This window comes from Microlunatus soli (genome assembly GCF_900105385.1).
Classification (GTDB): Bacteria; Actinomycetota; Actinomycetes; order Propionibacteriales; family Propionibacteriaceae; genus Microlunatus; species Microlunatus soli.
On record NZ_LT629772.1, the window covers coordinates 6,218,089 to 6,233,158 of the forward strand.

At 68.6% G+C, this 15,070-nt stretch carries 15 protein-coding genes and 1 tRNA gene; 8 read left to right on the forward strand and 8 right to left on the reverse strand.

Features of this window, described 5'->3' with window-relative positions; all coding sequences use genetic code 11:
* The first annotated feature begins 25 nt into the window (after positions 1-25).
* From cmk to der, 3 genes are read left to right on the forward strand one after another with little or no spacing between them, the layout of a single operon-like run.
* The gene (gene cmk, locus BLU38_RS28485; RefSeq protein ID WP_091530298.1) at positions 26-751 is read left to right on the forward strand and encodes a (d)CMP kinase; all 726 of its coding nucleotides are present in this window, start codon (positions 26-28) and stop codon (positions 749-751) included.
* The gene (locus BLU38_RS28490) at positions 748-1,644 is read left to right on the forward strand and encodes a lysophospholipid acyltransferase family protein (protein ID WP_091530302.1); all 897 of its coding nucleotides are present in this window, start codon (positions 748-750) and stop codon (positions 1,642-1,644) included. Before cmk ends, BLU38_RS28490 begins: the two co-directional genes overlap by 4 nt.
* Positions 1,641-3,023 (forward strand): ribosome biogenesis GTPase Der, encoded by a 1,383-nt coding sequence (gene der, locus BLU38_RS28495; protein WP_091530305.1) that lies wholly within the window; start codon positions 1,641-1,643, stop codon positions 3,021-3,023. Before BLU38_RS28490 ends, der begins: the two co-directional genes overlap by 4 nt.
* Here der and BLU38_RS28500 read toward each other — a convergent pair whose 3' ends face one another.
* Both BLU38_RS28500 and BLU38_RS28505 read right to left on the reverse strand, forming a co-directional pair.
* A complete protein-coding gene (locus BLU38_RS28500) occupies positions 3,024-3,449 on the reverse strand; it encodes an NUDIX hydrolase (protein WP_091530308.1) in 426 nt (141 codons plus the stop codon).
* Between the two features lie 55 nt (positions 3,450-3,504).
* The gene (locus tag BLU38_RS28505; RefSeq protein ID WP_091530312.1) at positions 3,505-3,795 is read right to left on the reverse strand and encodes a putative quinol monooxygenase; all 291 of its coding nucleotides are present in this window, start codon (positions 3,793-3,795) and stop codon (positions 3,505-3,507) included.
* A gap of 373 nt (positions 3,796-4,168) precedes the next feature.
* Between BLU38_RS28505 and BLU38_RS28510 the strand changes: the two genes are divergently transcribed.
* A tRNA-Pro gene (locus BLU38_RS28510) sits at positions 4,169-4,241 on the forward strand.
* 76 nt (positions 4,242-4,317) lie between these two features.
* Here BLU38_RS28510 and BLU38_RS28515 read toward each other — a convergent pair.
* The 3 genes from BLU38_RS28515 to BLU38_RS28525 all read right to left on the reverse strand — a co-directional run bounded on the left by BLU38_RS28515 (position 4,318) and on the right by BLU38_RS28525 (position 8,904).
* Positions 4,318-4,734 (reverse strand): hypothetical protein, encoded by a 417-nt coding sequence (locus BLU38_RS28515; protein ID WP_157683791.1) that lies wholly within the window; start codon positions 4,732-4,734, stop codon positions 4,318-4,320.
* A 55-nt stretch (positions 4,735-4,789) separates the two neighbouring features.
* The gene (locus tag BLU38_RS28520) at positions 4,790-7,708 is read right to left on the reverse strand and encodes an AfsR/SARP family transcriptional regulator (protein ID WP_091530320.1); all 2,919 of its coding nucleotides are present in this window, start codon (positions 7,706-7,708) and stop codon (positions 4,790-4,792) included.
* 131 nt (positions 7,709-7,839) lie between these two features.
* Entirely contained in the window at positions 7,840-8,904 is a 1,065-nt protein-coding gene (locus tag BLU38_RS28525) for a P1 family peptidase (RefSeq protein WP_091530324.1), read from the reverse strand.
* 6 nt (positions 8,905-8,910) lie between these two features.
* Here BLU38_RS28525 and BLU38_RS32150 point away from each other — a divergent pair, with 6 nt between their 5' ends.
* Complete coding sequence (locus BLU38_RS32150) at positions 8,911-9,246, forward strand: DUF1304 family protein (RefSeq protein ID WP_091530328.1); 336 nt, start codon at positions 8,911-8,913, stop codon at positions 9,244-9,246.
* 18 nt (positions 9,247-9,264) lie between these two features.
* Here the strand turns inward: BLU38_RS32150 and BLU38_RS28535 are convergent, their stop codons facing one another.
* Positions 9,265-9,855, reverse strand: a complete 591-nt coding sequence (locus BLU38_RS28535) for a TetR/AcrR family transcriptional regulator (protein ID WP_091530331.1) — start codon at positions 9,853-9,855, stop codon at positions 9,265-9,267.
* 41 nt (positions 9,856-9,896) lie between these two features.
* On the opposite strand from BLU38_RS28535, the gene BLU38_RS31105 reads away from it, so the two are divergent.
* Both BLU38_RS31105 and BLU38_RS28540 read left to right on the forward strand, forming a co-directional pair.
* Positions 9,897-10,946, forward strand: coding sequence for a hypothetical protein (locus BLU38_RS31105; protein ID WP_157683793.1), 1,050 nt, complete (start codon positions 9,897-9,899; stop codon positions 10,944-10,946).
* On the forward strand, positions 10,907-12,049 hold the full coding sequence (locus BLU38_RS28540; protein WP_157683795.1) for a serpin family protein: 1,143 nt from the start codon (positions 10,907-10,909) through the stop codon (positions 12,047-12,049). Before BLU38_RS31105 ends, BLU38_RS28540 begins: the two co-directional genes overlap by 40 nt.
* Before the next feature lie 8 nt (positions 12,050-12,057).
* Here BLU38_RS28540 and BLU38_RS28545 read toward each other — a convergent pair whose 3' ends face one another.
* Complete coding sequence (locus BLU38_RS28545; protein ID WP_231920079.1) at positions 12,058-13,317, reverse strand: MFS transporter; 1,260 nt, start codon at positions 13,315-13,317, stop codon at positions 12,058-12,060.
* Between the two features lie 56 nt (positions 13,318-13,373).
* Between BLU38_RS28545 and BLU38_RS28550 the strand changes: the two genes are divergently transcribed.
* Entirely contained in the window at positions 13,374-13,964 is a 591-nt protein-coding gene (locus BLU38_RS28550) for a TetR/AcrR family transcriptional regulator (RefSeq protein ID WP_091530343.1), read from the forward strand.
* A gap of 101 nt (positions 13,965-14,065) precedes the next feature.
* Here BLU38_RS28550 and BLU38_RS28555 read toward each other — a convergent pair whose 3' ends face one another.
* Positions 14,066-15,028, reverse strand: coding sequence for an aldo/keto reductase (locus BLU38_RS28555; protein WP_197679910.1), 963 nt, complete (start codon positions 15,026-15,028; stop codon positions 14,066-14,068).
* Positions 15,029-15,070: the final 42 nt, after the last annotated feature.

Consider the following 15,070-nt stretch of genomic DNA (forward strand, 5'->3'; position numbering starts at 1 on the left):
CGGCTCCAGGCGGTAATCTTGCCCCGTGCCCGATACCGATGAATGCTTCGTAGTCGCCGTCGACGGACCCAGTGGTTCGGGTAAGTCCTCGACCTCACGAGGCGTGGCGCAACGGAAGGGGTACGCCTACCTGGACACCGGCGCGATGTATCGCGCCGCCACCTGGTTGGTGCTGGACTCGGCGGTGGACAGCAGCGACCCGGCGGCGGTCGCCGCCCTGGTCGCTCGCACCGAACTGCGCGTCGGCACCGACCCGGCGGCTCCGACCGTGTCGGTCGCCGGCACCGATGTGACCGCGGCGATCCGGGAACCGCGGATCAGCGCCGCGGTCAGCACCGTCGCCACCAACCTGGAGGTCCGGCGGCTGCTGATCGACCAGCAGCGGCAGATCATCGCGGCGGCCCGCCCCGGGATCGTGGTCGAGGGCCGGGACATCACCACCGTGGTCGCCCCCGACGCCCAGGTCCGGGTGCTGCTGGTCGCCGACCCGCAGGCCCGGGTCGCGCGCCGCAAGAACGAACTCGGCGAAACCGTCGCCGATCACGAGGTGCACGATCAGGTGATCCGCCGGGATCGGGACGACTCGACGGTCGCGGAGTTCCATGACGCCGCACCCGGCGTTCGGGTGGTCGACTCGACCGAGCTGAGTCTGGACGAGGTGGTCGATCAGATCGTCGGCCTGATCGACGACCAAGCCGATCGGAGCGTCTCCGCCGGGCGCGCCGCTGGAGTAGGACAATCACGAACGTGACGTTGGACACGTTTGCCGATCTTCCGCATACCGAGCAACTGCCGCGGCGACGGGACTGGATGTTCAAGTCGCTGCGCGGGCCGGCGCGCGCCCTGGTCAACCGGTTCTGGAGCATCAGCATCCATGGCCGGGAACAGTTGCCGCCGCGCGGACCGATGATCCTGGTCGCCAACCACCTCGGTGTGCTGGACGGACCGCTGCTGGTCATCGCCCACCCGCAGCCGACCTTCGCACTCGCCAAGGTCGAATTGTTCTCCGGGCCGCTCGGCACCTTGCTGCAATACGTCGGGCAGATCTCCATCGACCGGCGCCGGGCCGACCTGCGGGGTGTGACCCGGGCGATCCATCTGCTGCGGACCGGCGGAGTCCTGGCGGTCTTCCCCGAAGGCAAGCGGACCGGAGGCGACGTCGCGATGGCCGAGCGCGGTGCGGCGTATCTGGCGATGGTGACCGGCGCACCCGTGGTGCCGGTGGCGCTGCTCGGGACCCGCGGTCCGGGCAAGACCACCGGTCACGTGCCGGGCTATCGTTCGCCGCTGCACATCGCGTACGGCGCTCCGATGCAGGTGCCGCTGGTGCCGTGGCCGCGGACCAAGCTCGCCGTTGCGGAGTGGACCGAGCGGATCCGCCGGCGGCTGGCCGACCACATCGTCGCCTCCGAGGAACTGACCGGGATGCGGCTGCCCGGACCGCCGATCCCGCGGATCCCGAAACCGGCGCGTAGACTTCTCGCTTTCCGCGCTCGTCGGCAGGCCGCCGCATCAGGCAAGAATCGGCATGCCGCCGCATCAGGCACGAAGGGGCGCGCCGTACCGGGTGACGGTCGGCGCGCCGCGTCACGCCCTGAGCACGACGAGCCACCGCAACCACTGTCAAGTACGGGTGAACAATGACCGAATCAGTCGAGTCCGGCAGCATCGAATTCGGGCTCGGTGATGTCGACGGGACCACCGTCGCGCCACCGCCGGTGGTCGCCGTGGTCGGCCGGCCGAACGTCGGCAAGTCGACCCTGGTGAACCGGCTGATCGGCCGCCGCGCCGCCGTCGTCCAGGACACGCCGGGCGTGACCCGGGACCGGGTCTCCTACGACGCGATCTGGAACGGCCGGCAGTTCGTCGTCGTCGACACCGGCGGCTGGGCACCGGACGCGCAGGGGATGGCAGCCCAGATCGCCGAACAGGCCGAGCTGGCGATCGGGGCCGCCGACGCGGTGGTCTTCGTCGTCGACACGAATGTCGGCATCCTCGACGACGACGAAGCCGTGGTCCGGGTGCTCCGCCGCAGCAAGAAGCCGGTGCTGCTGGTGGCGAACAAGGTGGACGACCAGCGGGCCGAGGCCGAGGCCGCCGCGATGTGGAATCTGGGACTCGGCGAGCCGCATCCGGTGTCGGCGCTGACCGGCCGGGGCAGCGGTGACCTGCTGGATGCCATCCTGGATATCCTGCCGGAGGCGCCGAAGGAGGCCGTCGCCGAGGGCGGGCCGCGTCGGGTCGCGATCGTCGGCAAGCCGAACGTCGGCAAGTCCAGCCTGCTGAACAAACTGGCCGGCGGCAACCGTTCGGTGGTGGACAACGCGTCCGGCACCACCGTGGACCCGGTCGACGAGCTGGTCGAGGTGGACGGGACGCTCTACAACTTCATCGACACCGCCGGCATCCGGCGGAAGGTGAAGGAGGCGCAGGGGCATGAGTACTACGCCAGCCTGCGCACCCAGGGTGCGATCGAACGGGCCGAGGTCTGCATCGCGGTGATCGACGCCAGCGAGCCGCTCACCGAACAAGACGTCAGGATCCTGACAAATGTGGAGGAGTCCGGGCGGGCGCTGCTGATCGCGTTCAACAAGTGGGACCTGACCGACGAGGAACGGCGGCGTTATCTGACCCGCGAGGTCGAACGGGATCTGGTGCAGTTCGGCTGGGCCGGTGCGGTGAACATGTCCGCGCTGACCGGCCGGCACGTCGACCGACTCGGCGAGGCCATCGAGGATGCCTTGCAGGGTTGGGAAACCCGCGTCTCGACAGGGAAGCTGAACGCCTTCCTCGGCCGGCTGGTCGCCGCCCACCCGCATCCGGTTCGTGGCGGCAAGCAGTCAAGGATCCTGTTCGGCACCCAGGCCGCGTCGGCGCCGCCGACCTTCATCCTGTTCACCACCGGCAAGCTGGATCCCAGCTACGTCCGGTTCGTCGAACGTCGGCTGCGTGAGGAGTTCGGCTTCCACGGCAGCCCGATCCATCTGTCGATCCGGCCGCGAGAGAAGCGCAAGAAGTCCTGATCACCGAGCCCGTCGGTGACGCTGCACGAGGCCGACGTCAGGGGCGTCGGGTGACAGCACGGCGCGGGCCGACGGCGTCAGCGGCTCGGGTAGCCGGTCGGCCCGATACCAGCCGATCGAGGAGATCTCGTCGGGATGATCGATCGTCGGCTCACCCCAGATCTCGTCGGCTCGGAATGCGTGCGCTCGATAGCGGGCACCCGACCGGGGATACAGCAGTTCGTAGCTGCCGATCGGTGTGACCGTCGCCGTGGTCAGGCCGGTCTCTTCGCGGAGTTCCCGGACCGCCGCGTCCGCAGGATCTTCGTCGCTCTCGATCTTCCCGCCGGGAAGTCCGAAGAACCGCAGGCCGTAGTTCTGTCCGACCAGCAGGACCTCGTCCTGATCGTTGCGGATCAGGACGACGCTGGTCTCCCACTGGTACATCGGCCGATGGTCCCAGCCGGCTCCGACAGTCCGGCCGGGAGGTTCGTCGTCCTGATCACTGCGCGGCGGTCTCGAACCTCGTGAGCACCGGGTCACTGTCCAGCACGTCGCGCAGGTTCGTCGCCCCGTCGCCCTTTCGCCATGCACGGTAGGCGAGATCGTGCTCCTCGGACTCCCAGAGCTCGTAGGCGACGTAGTGCGCCGGATCGGCGATGTCGGCGAGCAGATCGGCGCGCAGGCAACCTGCGAAGCTCCGCGTGTCCTTGAGGATCTCGGTGAACAGCGCCGGCCCGTCGACCAGATGGTCGGCAGCGAAGTGCACGTCGAGCAGGGCGGTCATCGGCATGTCGTCTCCCGTGGTTGTCGGCTGCTCGGTGTGCAGCAACGAACTGCATGCAGCTACGTCAGGAGGATCAGGCTAGAGCAACCGACCGGGGCACCTGCTGCCGCCGTCCCGTGTAGCCGATCGACGCTCGGGGAATTCTGGACACAGGTGGCGATTTCGTACGGCGTGCCCCCAGTGCGTGCCGGAAAAGTGGACGAGTGTCCGAGTTTCGCGCGGGGTCCAGGGCGGATCGATCTTGCCCGGCGCAGGCTCGAACTGCCGGTCTGATGGCGTGAGTGTGGTGCCTGTCCTCGGACCCGGCCGGCGCGGCCGCCCGGTAGTGGATCAGCCGGTCGGCTGTAGTAGTGTTCCTCCTCGGGCCGAAGGGCCCGATCGGGCTGTAGCGCAGTTGGTAGCGTACCGGTCTGGGGGACCGGGGGTCGCGGGTTCAAGTCCCGCCAGCCCGACAGTGGTGACGGGGTGTCGATCATGATCGACACCCCGTTCGTGTCTCCCGATCCGGACCGTGGACGTTGCTCGCACTCACCGGGCGAACGGGAAGATCGGCTCGGTCCAACCGAGCGGGGGATCCTGATCATCCACGGTCAGCAGCCCCACGACATCGGCCACCCCCGGACCGATCACCCGGCCGTCACCCAGGCAGCATCGCACCAGGACGCCGCGCTCGCCGGCAAACCAGATCAGCGCACCGCGCGCTGCCACGCCGGTCCGGACAGACCCGTTGTCGCAGAACCAGGCGAACGCTTCGTCGGCCGTGTTCCACCGGTCGTCGCGGACGAACCCGTACGCGAGCCGCTGGAACTTCCACGTCCATCCCTCCCAGGCGGCACTGCCGATCCGGCCCTTCTGCCAGTGCAGAGCTTCGTCGACCGAGCGCGGGGTCGGCCGCTGCGGAGGTGTGCCCTGCGAGGGTCTGCCCTGCCGATCCTGGACTGTCATCGCATCAGCATCCCGGTCGGCCGCACACGACCTGCACATCAGCCCGCACATCCAGTCAGCCCGGAGCGAGCCCCGGTACGACTTGGTGTCCCGATGCCCGCAGCTGCGCGAGCCGATCCGCAACCGCGGCCGCCTTCGCCTGCTGATCGGCGACCTGCCAGGCCCGGATGCTGCGTTGCAGGCAGCCCACCGCCTGAGCCTGCGAATCCGCCTGAACCGCCTCGGCCATCGCCGACCAGGCCTCGGCCTGAGCGGCCGGATCGGCCAACCGGCGACCGGCGGCCAACGCCTCCCGGAACTGTCGCCGGGCACCGGTGTCGTCGCCGCTGGCCAGCTTCAACCGTCCGAGCCGGGTACTGGCGTAGCCGGCGCAGCGGTGGTCGCCGAGGTCCAGGAAGATCCGCAACGCCGACTCGAGTTTGCGCTCACCGGCAGCGATCTCGCCGCGGCGGGCATGCACCTCGGCGTACCGTCGCAGCACCTGGGCCTGCCGGTGGCGGTCTCCGGACGCGGCCGCAGCGGCGGTGGCCCGCTCCAGCACCGGCATCGCCCGGTCGTACTCTCCGCGAGCCAGATGCACCAGCGCCAAGGCGTTGTGCGCGGCGGCGATGCCGGCCGGATGGTCGGCGCGGGTGAACCAGTCCAGGGCCTCGCCGCAGCGCCGCCGGGTCCGATCGGTGACCGTACCGCGCATCTCGTCGGCGACCACCAGGCCGATCGAGGCGAAACCGGCGCCGACCCACTCCCGTACGGCGACGAACCGTTGCAGACTCTCCGCCAGCGCATCGGCCGCCTCATCGGGAGCATCGCGATACAACGCCACCTGGCCGATGTCGCGCAGGATGCAACCGAGGCCGAAGTCGTCGCCGGCGGCCCGGGTCGGGGCCAGCACCTGTTCGAGTCCGGAGATCCAGGCACTGGTGTGGCCGCGCAGATCGAAGTACGGAGACCAGGCCAGGATCAGCCGCGAGGCCAGATCGGCGCAGTCGTGTCGAAGCGCCGAGGCGACCATCGCATCCAGCCGGCGGCGTTCACCGTCGTACCAGGCGTCCGGCGCGGCGCGGATCTCGGCCAGCGTCCCGGCGTCGACGTCGGGTGGCGGCAGGTCGGGCTGCGGCCCGAAGTAGCTGGATGGCAGGGCGGCGGCAGCCAGACCGCTGACCCCGAGCCAACTGGTCAGCATCGCCCGGACGTTGCCGCCGACGTCCTCACCGATCTCGTCGGCCCACCGGCGGGCGTGGAAACGCAACAGGTCATGCATCAGATAGCTGACCCGGCCGTCGGGCGATCGGTCGACCCGCAGCAGATTCTGTTCCAGCAACGCCTCCGCGCCGTCGTCACCGGCTGCGACATCGACAGTCAGCCCGCTGAACTCGCCGACCTCCAGGGTGCCCAGCGTCCGAAACCCGCGTGCCGCGGCAGCACCGAGGGTCGAACAGCTCAGCTGCGCGGTGGAGGAGAACGCGATCTCGCCGAGGGTGAGCTCGTTCAGCGCCCGACTCGGATCGGACAGCCGCCGCGCCAATGCCCGTACGCTCAGGTCGGGACGGCGGACCAGCCGGCCACCGGCGATCCGGATCGCCAACGGATGGCAACCGCACGCATCCGCCAGCAGCAGCCGCTCGGACGGCTCGGCGATCCCGGCCACCCGACCGACCATCTCGGCTGCGTCGTCGATGCTGAGCACGTCGAGGTCGAGCAGCTCGGCGCCGGTCACCTCGGTCAGCCGCCGGCGCGAACTGACCAGTACCGCGGAATCGCCGGTCCCGGGCAGCAGGGGTGTCAGTTGTTCGGCACTGCCGGCGTCGTCGACCACCACCAGCAGCCGCCGGTTCGCCAGTTCCGACCGCAGCAACGCCGCCGCCCGCCCCAACTCCGCCGACGGGTTACTGATGCCCAACGCCGCGAGCACCTCGGTCACCGCGAACGCCGGCGACAGCGGTGTACTGGTGCCACGCAGGTCGAGGTAGATCTGCCCGTCGGGATAGGCCTGGCGGAGCTGGTGCGCCGCGTGCGTCACGAACGCCGTCTTGCCGACTCCGGGTGGGCCGGTGACGATCAACACCGCCGGCCGGTCCTCGGGCCGACGGTTGAACAGCGCGACGGTCTCGGCCAGCTGGTCGTCGCGACCGCTGAAGTCGGCAACGTCCTGGGGCAGCTGAGCAGGCGAATCGGCCCGCCGCTCGTGCCCGCCGGTGAGCATCGGGACGACGGTCAGGCCGGATTCGGTGGGATCGTCGCGGACCTGGCGTTCCAGCTCCTGCAACTCGGGCCCGGGTTCGGTCCCCAGATCATCGGCCAGCAGCTGCCGGGCATCGGCCAGTGACTGGACGGCCTGGGAGACCATGCCGCCGGCCAGGCAGCAGCGCACCAACTGGCACCAGGCGGTCTCGTCATAGGGGTCGGTGTCCAGCCGACCGCGAACCAGCCCCGCAGCCTGCCACGGATCGCCGAATTCGAGGTTCAGCCGTACGGCCAGATCCAGGCATTCGGTGTGCAGCAGCTCCCAGCGCGCGATCTGTGGAGCCCAGGCCGAGCAGATCGGCAGATCCTCGAACGGCGATCCTCGCCACAGCGCCAATGCCTCGTTGATCAACGGCAAGGCGTCCTGTGGTTGCTGCACCGACACCAGATGGCGGGCTTCGGCCAGCAATTCGTCCACCCGGCTGGTGTCCAACAACTGCGGACTGATCGCGATCTGATAGCCACCGTTGCGGGTCTCCACCCGGGATCGCAATCCGGTGGCGGCGATCGCCCGTCGCACCGCTCCGACGTGGTTACGCAGATTGGCCGCAGCCGATTTGGGTGGGCGTTCGTCCCAGAGGTTGTCGGCGATCGTGTCGAAGGCGACGTACCGGTTCGGATGCTGCAGCAGGGTGGCGAGCAGTTGCTGGGCGCGGGTCCCCGGCAGCACGCTTCGAGCGGGCTCGCCGTTGATCAACATCGTGCCGAGCAGCTGAAATTCGAGTACCACTCCCGGACCCCCTCGACTTGCAACGGAGAATAGACGATCGCCAGGCCAGCTAGAACCGTCGCCAGGGGCCGTGGAAGTGAACTTCGGCGGTCACCCAGCTGCCTTGTACCGGGGCCCGGGAGTGGCCAGGGTCAGCGGTTCCGGGCGAGCAGCTCCCGTACCGACTGCACCGCGATCGGGCGCCTGGTGGTGCCGCCGGAACCGGTGATCGTGGTGGCCGCGAACAAGGAGTTGTAGATCGCCTCCTCGGTGGCGTCCAGAGTGGCCCGGAACAGCGGTGACGGATCGGAGCCTTGCTGTGCAGCTGTGCCTGGTCCTGCGGGGATCGGTCGGTCGGTGCGGTCACGACCGGTGGCAAAGGCGATCGCGATGTCGCCGCTGCCGTTGCTGTAGGACGATCCGGTGCGGGCCATCGCAAAGATCGCCCGGGCGCCGATCCGGTCCAAGGTCCGGGTGTCGACCGGTGCATCGGTGCCGACGATGATCATGCAGGAACCATCTCCGGACTCGGTCCGCCGATCGTCGTGCTCCGGGACCAGTTCGGGAGCGATCGGCACACCGTCGATCCGCAGCGAACCGCCGTAGTTGGTCTGCACCAGGACGCCGAGGGTGTGTCCGTCGACGATCCGGGACGAGGTGCCGATGCCGGCCTTCCAGCCGAACGCGACCGTCCCGGTGCCGGCGCCGACCGACCCCTCGGCGACGGGTCCGCCGGTTGCCTCCCGGATAGCCCGGACGACGTGCTGGGCCGTGACGTGTCGGCCGCGGATGTCGTTCAGCGTGCTGTCGTTGGTCTCGCCGACGATGGCGTTGATCGACACCGCTTCCTCGTTGCCCGGCTGGGCCAACGTCCAGTCCAGGATGCCGTCGATGCCCGCGGCGACGCTCAACGTATTGGTCAACACGATCGGTGTCTCGATGCAGCCGAGTTCGTTGACCTGGATCGCGCCGGCGGTCTTGCCGAAACCGTTGCCGACATGGACGGCGCCGGCGACCTTGTCGGCGAACAGGTTGCCGCCGTGCGGAAGCACCGCCGTCACCCCGGTCCGGACGGCGGCGCCCTCGATCAGCGTGACCTGCCCGACGAGGACCCCGGGCACGTCGGTGATCGCGTTCAGCGGGCCGGGAGCAAGATCACCGGGGGCGACACCGAGATCACGGGCCCGATACATGGTTGGCCGGGATGAACTGATCATGGGTCCATCCTCGCCTATTGTTGCGTCCGTCCGGTCGGATTCGACCGAAGACGACGGCCGTCCGGCGAAGGGAAACGATCATGCTCGTGGCGGGTCTGGGGCGCGTTCAACCAGGGCTTCTACAACCTGTTCCTGGGGATCATCGCACTGATCGGCGTCGGGCTGGTGATCGGTGGCCAGCCGGAAGCCGGGGTGGCGCTCTGCCTGGCCGGCACCGGGTCGATGACCGCTGCCGCGCTCGTACTGTTCGTGTCCTCGCCGAGGCTGCGCAGCTCGGCGATCAAACAGGGCACGCTGCCGCTGCTGGCCGTGCTCGGGTTGATCATCGCGCTGCTGATCTGAACGGCGCACCGCTGTCGATCAGAGCGGATGGTGGCCGGTCAACCAGCCGACGATCGTGCGCAGCTCGGAGGTGGTACGACGCCGGTTGCTCGACTCGGACAGATGAGCGGCGTCGATGACCGACTGGATCCAACGGGCCGTGGGGGCGGGACGGAACGGCAGTGACCGCCCCGGCTTGCGGGCCGAACGCCGCAGCAGTGCGGTCAGCGCCCGTCGGATCAGGTCGTCGGTCTCGGTCAGTACGGCTGCCAATTGCGGGTCCCGGTTGACCTGGAGCAGGGCCGCCGATGTCAGACCGGGGGACAGCGGGTCGGCGACCTCGGCGATCAGGTGATCGGTGATCATCTGCACCCCGGCATCCGGATCGGCCTCGGCCGTGGCGGCCGCACTGAGCTCGGTGATCCGGGGCAGGTCGTCGGCGAAGATCGCCCGGAACAGTTCCTGCTTGGTGCCGAAGTAGTGGAACAGTGTGCCGGATCCGATCCCTGCTCGACGGCAGACGGCAGCGGTGCTGGTGCCCTCAACGCCGTTGGCGGCGAACTCGATCGCGGCAGCGGCGACGATCTCCGCCCGCCGGGCGGCATGGACTTCCGGGTTGACGGTACGCATCGGGCTCAATAATAGAGCCACTGCTCTGCTAATATCGAATCATGATCAACACCGTCCGGCAGGCGTGGTGGCGGCGATGGATTCCGGTGGTGGGTCTGATGCTGCTGTCGCCGTTCTGCGCGGAGTATCTGGTCGGCTATCAGGGGGTGATCACCAATCCCGTCGGGATGCTGGTCGCCGTGCTGATGGTGCTGCCGCTCTACGGGGCTCCGGCGGTGATCATCCGCGAGATCACCCGCCGGACCAGGCGCGGCTGGCCGACGATGCTGCTGTTGGCCACGGCCGCAGGACTGATCCAGGCGGGGCTGGTCGACCAGTCCTTGTTCAATCATGACGGCTTCGGGACCGGTGCGATGTCGACCCTGATCCCGGTGATCGACGTCGACGCCGGACAGCTGCTGACCTTCGTCGTCGGCCACATCATCTGGAGCTTCGGCGCACCGATCGCCGTCGTCGAGTCATTGGTTCCTCGCCGCGCAGCCCAACCATGGTTGGGATTCCCGGGCCTGGTGGTGATCTCGGTGAGCTACCTGGCAGGGGCACTCTTCTACTACAACGAACTGGTCGTCAAGGCCGGATTCGTCGCGCACCCGATGCAACTGATCGGCGTTGCGATCGCGGTGCTGTTCGCGATCGTCGCCGCGTTCCGGATCCGCGGCCGCTCGGTCCGGCCCGGTCCGATTCTGGACCCGCTGCTGACCGGCGTAGCGGTGGCGATTCTGGCGACCGGATTCGTTCTGCTGGACGACGTCGCGGGCTGGTTCGGTTTCGTGGCCCGCTGCGCGATCCTGGTCGTCCTCGGTCTCGGGCTGGCCGAGATCGCGAGCAGGCAGGGCTGGGGTCGGGCCCAGGTGCTCGCCGTTGCAGCGGCGGTGCTGTTGGTCTATGCCGGGGTCGCGTTCCTGGTCAACCCCGAGGGCAGACCCGCGTCGGTGCTGTACACCGCCCGCGGAGTGGTCGCCGCCGGCATGGTGCTGCTGCTGGCGTTGGCAGGCCGGCGGGTGGCACGCGCCGACGGTCCGGACCCGCAGGCTGCCACTACGCTGGCGTCATGGCAGAGGCCGACCGACCGATCGAGTTCCGAGCGCTGACCGATTTCAGTGCCGCACTGCATCGCGCCGTCGGCGACTCCGCCGACAACGTGCTGACCTCGCCCTATTCGGTCGCCGCCGCGCTGACGATGGCGCTGTGCGGTGCCCGGGGCCGTACGGCCGACGAACTGTGCACCCTGCTCGGCGTGCCCGACCCGGACGCCGCGGTAGCACTGCTGGGAGCGGCGGAGCGGCAACTCGCCCCGGCGGACTCGGCGCGCAATCCGATCGTCGCGCTGGCCAACGCCCTGTGGGTCCAGGACGGGTTCATGATCGACAAGGACTACCTGCGAACGCTGGCCGACGACATGAGTGCCGAGCCACGGCAGGCGGACTTCGGTGCCGATCCGACGGGGTCCGCGGCTGCGATCAACAGCTGGGTCGGCGAGCGGACCCGCGGCAAGATCACCGAACTGCTCGACGCCTCGATGCTGGACGAGCTGACCCGGCTGGTGTTGGTCAACGCCGCCTACTTCAAGGGCAACTGGCGGCAGCCGTTCCTCGGGCAGACCCGGCCGGAGCCGTTCACCCGGTCCGACGGCGTCGTCGTCGAGGCGCCGATGATGCATCAGCGATTCGACCCGGTCGGCTATCGCCGGACTGAAGACTGGCAGGCGATCCGACTGCCGTTCACCGGCGGGATGGCGATGGCGCTGCTGCTGCCCGAGCCGGACCGTACGCTGCCACGGCTCGTCAGATCGATGGACGGCGAGCTGCTGGCCGGATTGCTCGACGGATTCGACAACGAGCCGGTCGAACTCACCCTGCCCCGGTGGCGGTTCCGGACCCGACGAGAGCTGACCCCGACCTTGCAGGGACTCGGTGTGACGGCCGCCTTCGACCAGGGCGCGGCCGACTTCGGCGGCATCGCCGACGGGCCACTGGTGATCAGCGACGTGATCCACGAGGCGTTCGTCGCGGTCGACGAACAAGGTGCGGAAGCGGCGGCGGCCACCGGCGTCGCCGTCGCGGCTCGGGCCGCCGTCATCCCCCGGGAGGCGCGGACGGTGATCTTCGACCGGCCGTTCCTGTTCGTGATCTTCGAGACGGCCCGCCGGATCCCGCTGTTCATCGGCCAGCTGCAGGACCCGACCGTGCAGTGACCTGGCGGCTAGCCGGTCGCCGCCGGCCGGCGGCCACCACTGCGGGCATAGCTGCCGGCGCCGACCGCGCCGACGATGAAGATCGCCGCACAGAGCGCGATCGCCGGCGGCGTGCCGATCAACGTACCCAGGCCGCTCAGGGTGATGCCGCCTGCGGTCCGCAATCCACTGCCGAACATCCCGAAGACACCGAACACCCGGCCGCGATCGCCCGGCGGGGCCTCCAATTGGACGATGCTCTGACTGATCGACATCGACGCCATGTTGGCCACTCCGCCGATCACCAACATGATCAACGCCAACGGGTAGAAGTGCGTGGTGGCGAACACCAGGGTGGTCGCACCGAAGGCGGCGCTGCCGATCACCGCCCAGGTCAGGTTGGGCTTGATCGCGCCGGTCACCTCGAGCAGGAAGCCGCCGATCACCCCGCCGGCACCGTTGGCGAACAGCAGCACCCCGTACGCCGTCCCGGCCGTCCCGGCGCCGAGGATCCCGGCGAAGATCGGCATCGCAGCATTCAGTGAACCGCCGATCGTGATCGCCGCCAGTCCGGCCAGGATGATCATGCTCACCAACAACCGGTTGGCACGCACATCACGCAGCACCCGGACCGAGTCCAGCAGGGTGATCTTGGGCCGATCGACGCCACCGTCCCGGGTATGACCGGTGTACGGGATCCTGATCATCAACAGCGTCATCGGCAGGTAGAAGACGACGTTGGCCAGGATGCCCCAGGCCGGCCCGAGCCCGAGTAGCAACGCAGAGCCGACCGCCGGGCCGAAGAGCACGCCGAGGCTGCGGAAGGTCGCATTCAGCCGGACTGCGCTGGGCAGGTCCTTGCGTTCGACGAAGTCGTGCAACATCAACTGCTCGGCCGGCCCCCACATGGCTCCGGCCATCCCGTGCAGCACCAACAGGATGCAGGCCTGCCACATCTGCAGCGAGTCTGTCAGGAACAGCACGCCCCACATGATCGAGACGAACATGAACAGACCCTGGGAGATCTGGATCAGCTTGCGACAGTCGTACTTCTCCGCCAGGGTGCCGAACCAGACCGAGAAGAGCAGGAACGGCAACCAGTGGCTGATCACCTGGAAGCCGACGAGAGCGGCCGAATGGAACTCCTGCCACAGCACCCAGTAGGTGATCACGTGTTCGTTGTTGTCGCCCATCATCGACAACCCGGCGGTGAAGAGATACGGCCGGGAATGCTTGTTCCGGAGGGCGACGAAGCGGCGCGGGCGGGCGCTGGCAGGTGCATCGGTCATGGCAGCCATCAACCTAGCATTAAAACGAGACACTGTGACTCGTTATTATGTGTGACATGAGTGACGGCAGATCAGCCGAACGGATCGGCCGACCCCGCAGTGAGCGCGCCCGGGTCGCCGTCTTGCAGGCCGTCGACGACATGCTGGTCGAGCAGGGCTATGCGGCGCTGACCATGAAGGGCATCGCCGAACGCGCCGGGGTCGGCCGGCAGACCGTCTACCGGTGGTGGAACAACAAGGCGGAGATCCTGATGGAGGCCTCGCTGCATGACGCCGAGGACGAACTGATCGCACCGCCGCGGGGTAGTTCGGCGGCCGAGTTGGTCAGCTTCCTCGAGTTGGTCGAACGCTTCCTCACCGTTTCACCCGCCGGCCTGGCCTATCGGTCGTTGTTGGGCGAGGCGCAGAACGACCCCGAGGTGGCCCGACTGGTCGGCGAACGGGATCCGCTGGGGGAGAGTGCCGCCGTTGTCCTCGACCGCCTCCGGGACAGCCTGCCCGGCGTCCCGGACGGCCGAACGGCGGCCGCCGAGTTGGTCGGCCCGGTGCTCTACCGAGTGCTGGTCCAACCCGGCGCCCCGGCCACCGGGCTGATCGCACGGCACGTCGAGCACCTGCTCGGCATCTGGTCCGGACCGGAATCGTGAGGCCAGCAAGGGCCCTGAGCTTGTCGAAGGACCGTGATCTTGCGTTGGCTGAGACAGATGCTTCGACAGGCTCAGGGTCCTCGACAGGCTCAGGGGGCTGATCAGGGGAGGGTGTGACCGGCGGCGGTGAAGAGCCGGTACCACTCCTCGCGGGTCAGCGGGACCTCGGAGCCGGCGGCGGACTCGCGGACCCGTTCGGGCTTGGTGGTGCCGAGCACGACCTGGATGTCGGCCGGGTGCCGGGTGATCCAGGCGACCGCGATCCCGGTCGGGGTGACGTCGTACTTGGTCGCCAGCTCGTCCAGGCAGGTGTTGAGCTCGGCGTAGTGCTCCCGGTCACCGAGGAAGACGCCGTCGAAGAAGCCCTTCTGGAACGGCGACCAGGCCTGCAGCGTGATGTCGTTCAGCCGGCTGTAGTCCAGCAGTCCGTTGTCCCGGGAGACCGACTGCTCCAGGCCGGCCATGTTGGCCGCGATGCCGGCGGCGAACAGCGGCGCGTGGGTGATGCTGAGTTGCACCTGGTTGAACGCCAACGGCTGCCGGACCGATCGCTTCAACAGTTCGATCTGACCCGGAGTGTGGTTGGAGACGCCGAAATGCCGGACCTTTCCATCATCGGCCAGCTTCTGGAACGCCGAGGCCACCTCGTCGGGTTCGACCAGGCTGTCCGGCCGGTGCAGCAGCAGGACATCGAGGTAGTCGGTCCGCAGCGCGGTCAGCGACTCTTCCACGGAGGACAGGATGTGCTCGGCGGAGAAGTCGAAGAAGCCCGATCGGATGCCGACCTTGGACTGGATGACGACCTGCCCGCGGTCGGCGGAGGAGAAGCTGATCGCCTCACCGAACCGACGCTCGCAGGCATGATCGCCGCCGTAGATGTCGGCATGATCGAAGAAGTTGATGCCGGTGTCGCGGGCGGCCCCGACGAGCTCGCGGATCTCGTCGTCGGACATGGACGGGATTCGCATCAGGCCGAGGACGACGTTGGACGCATCAAGGGAGGTGTGTGCGGGATGGAGGATCTTCACGTGATCATCATCCACCCAGCGGTTGGCGTTCTGCACAGCGGATCCGGCGACAGCCGGACGCCGACGGCAGCCAGTAGG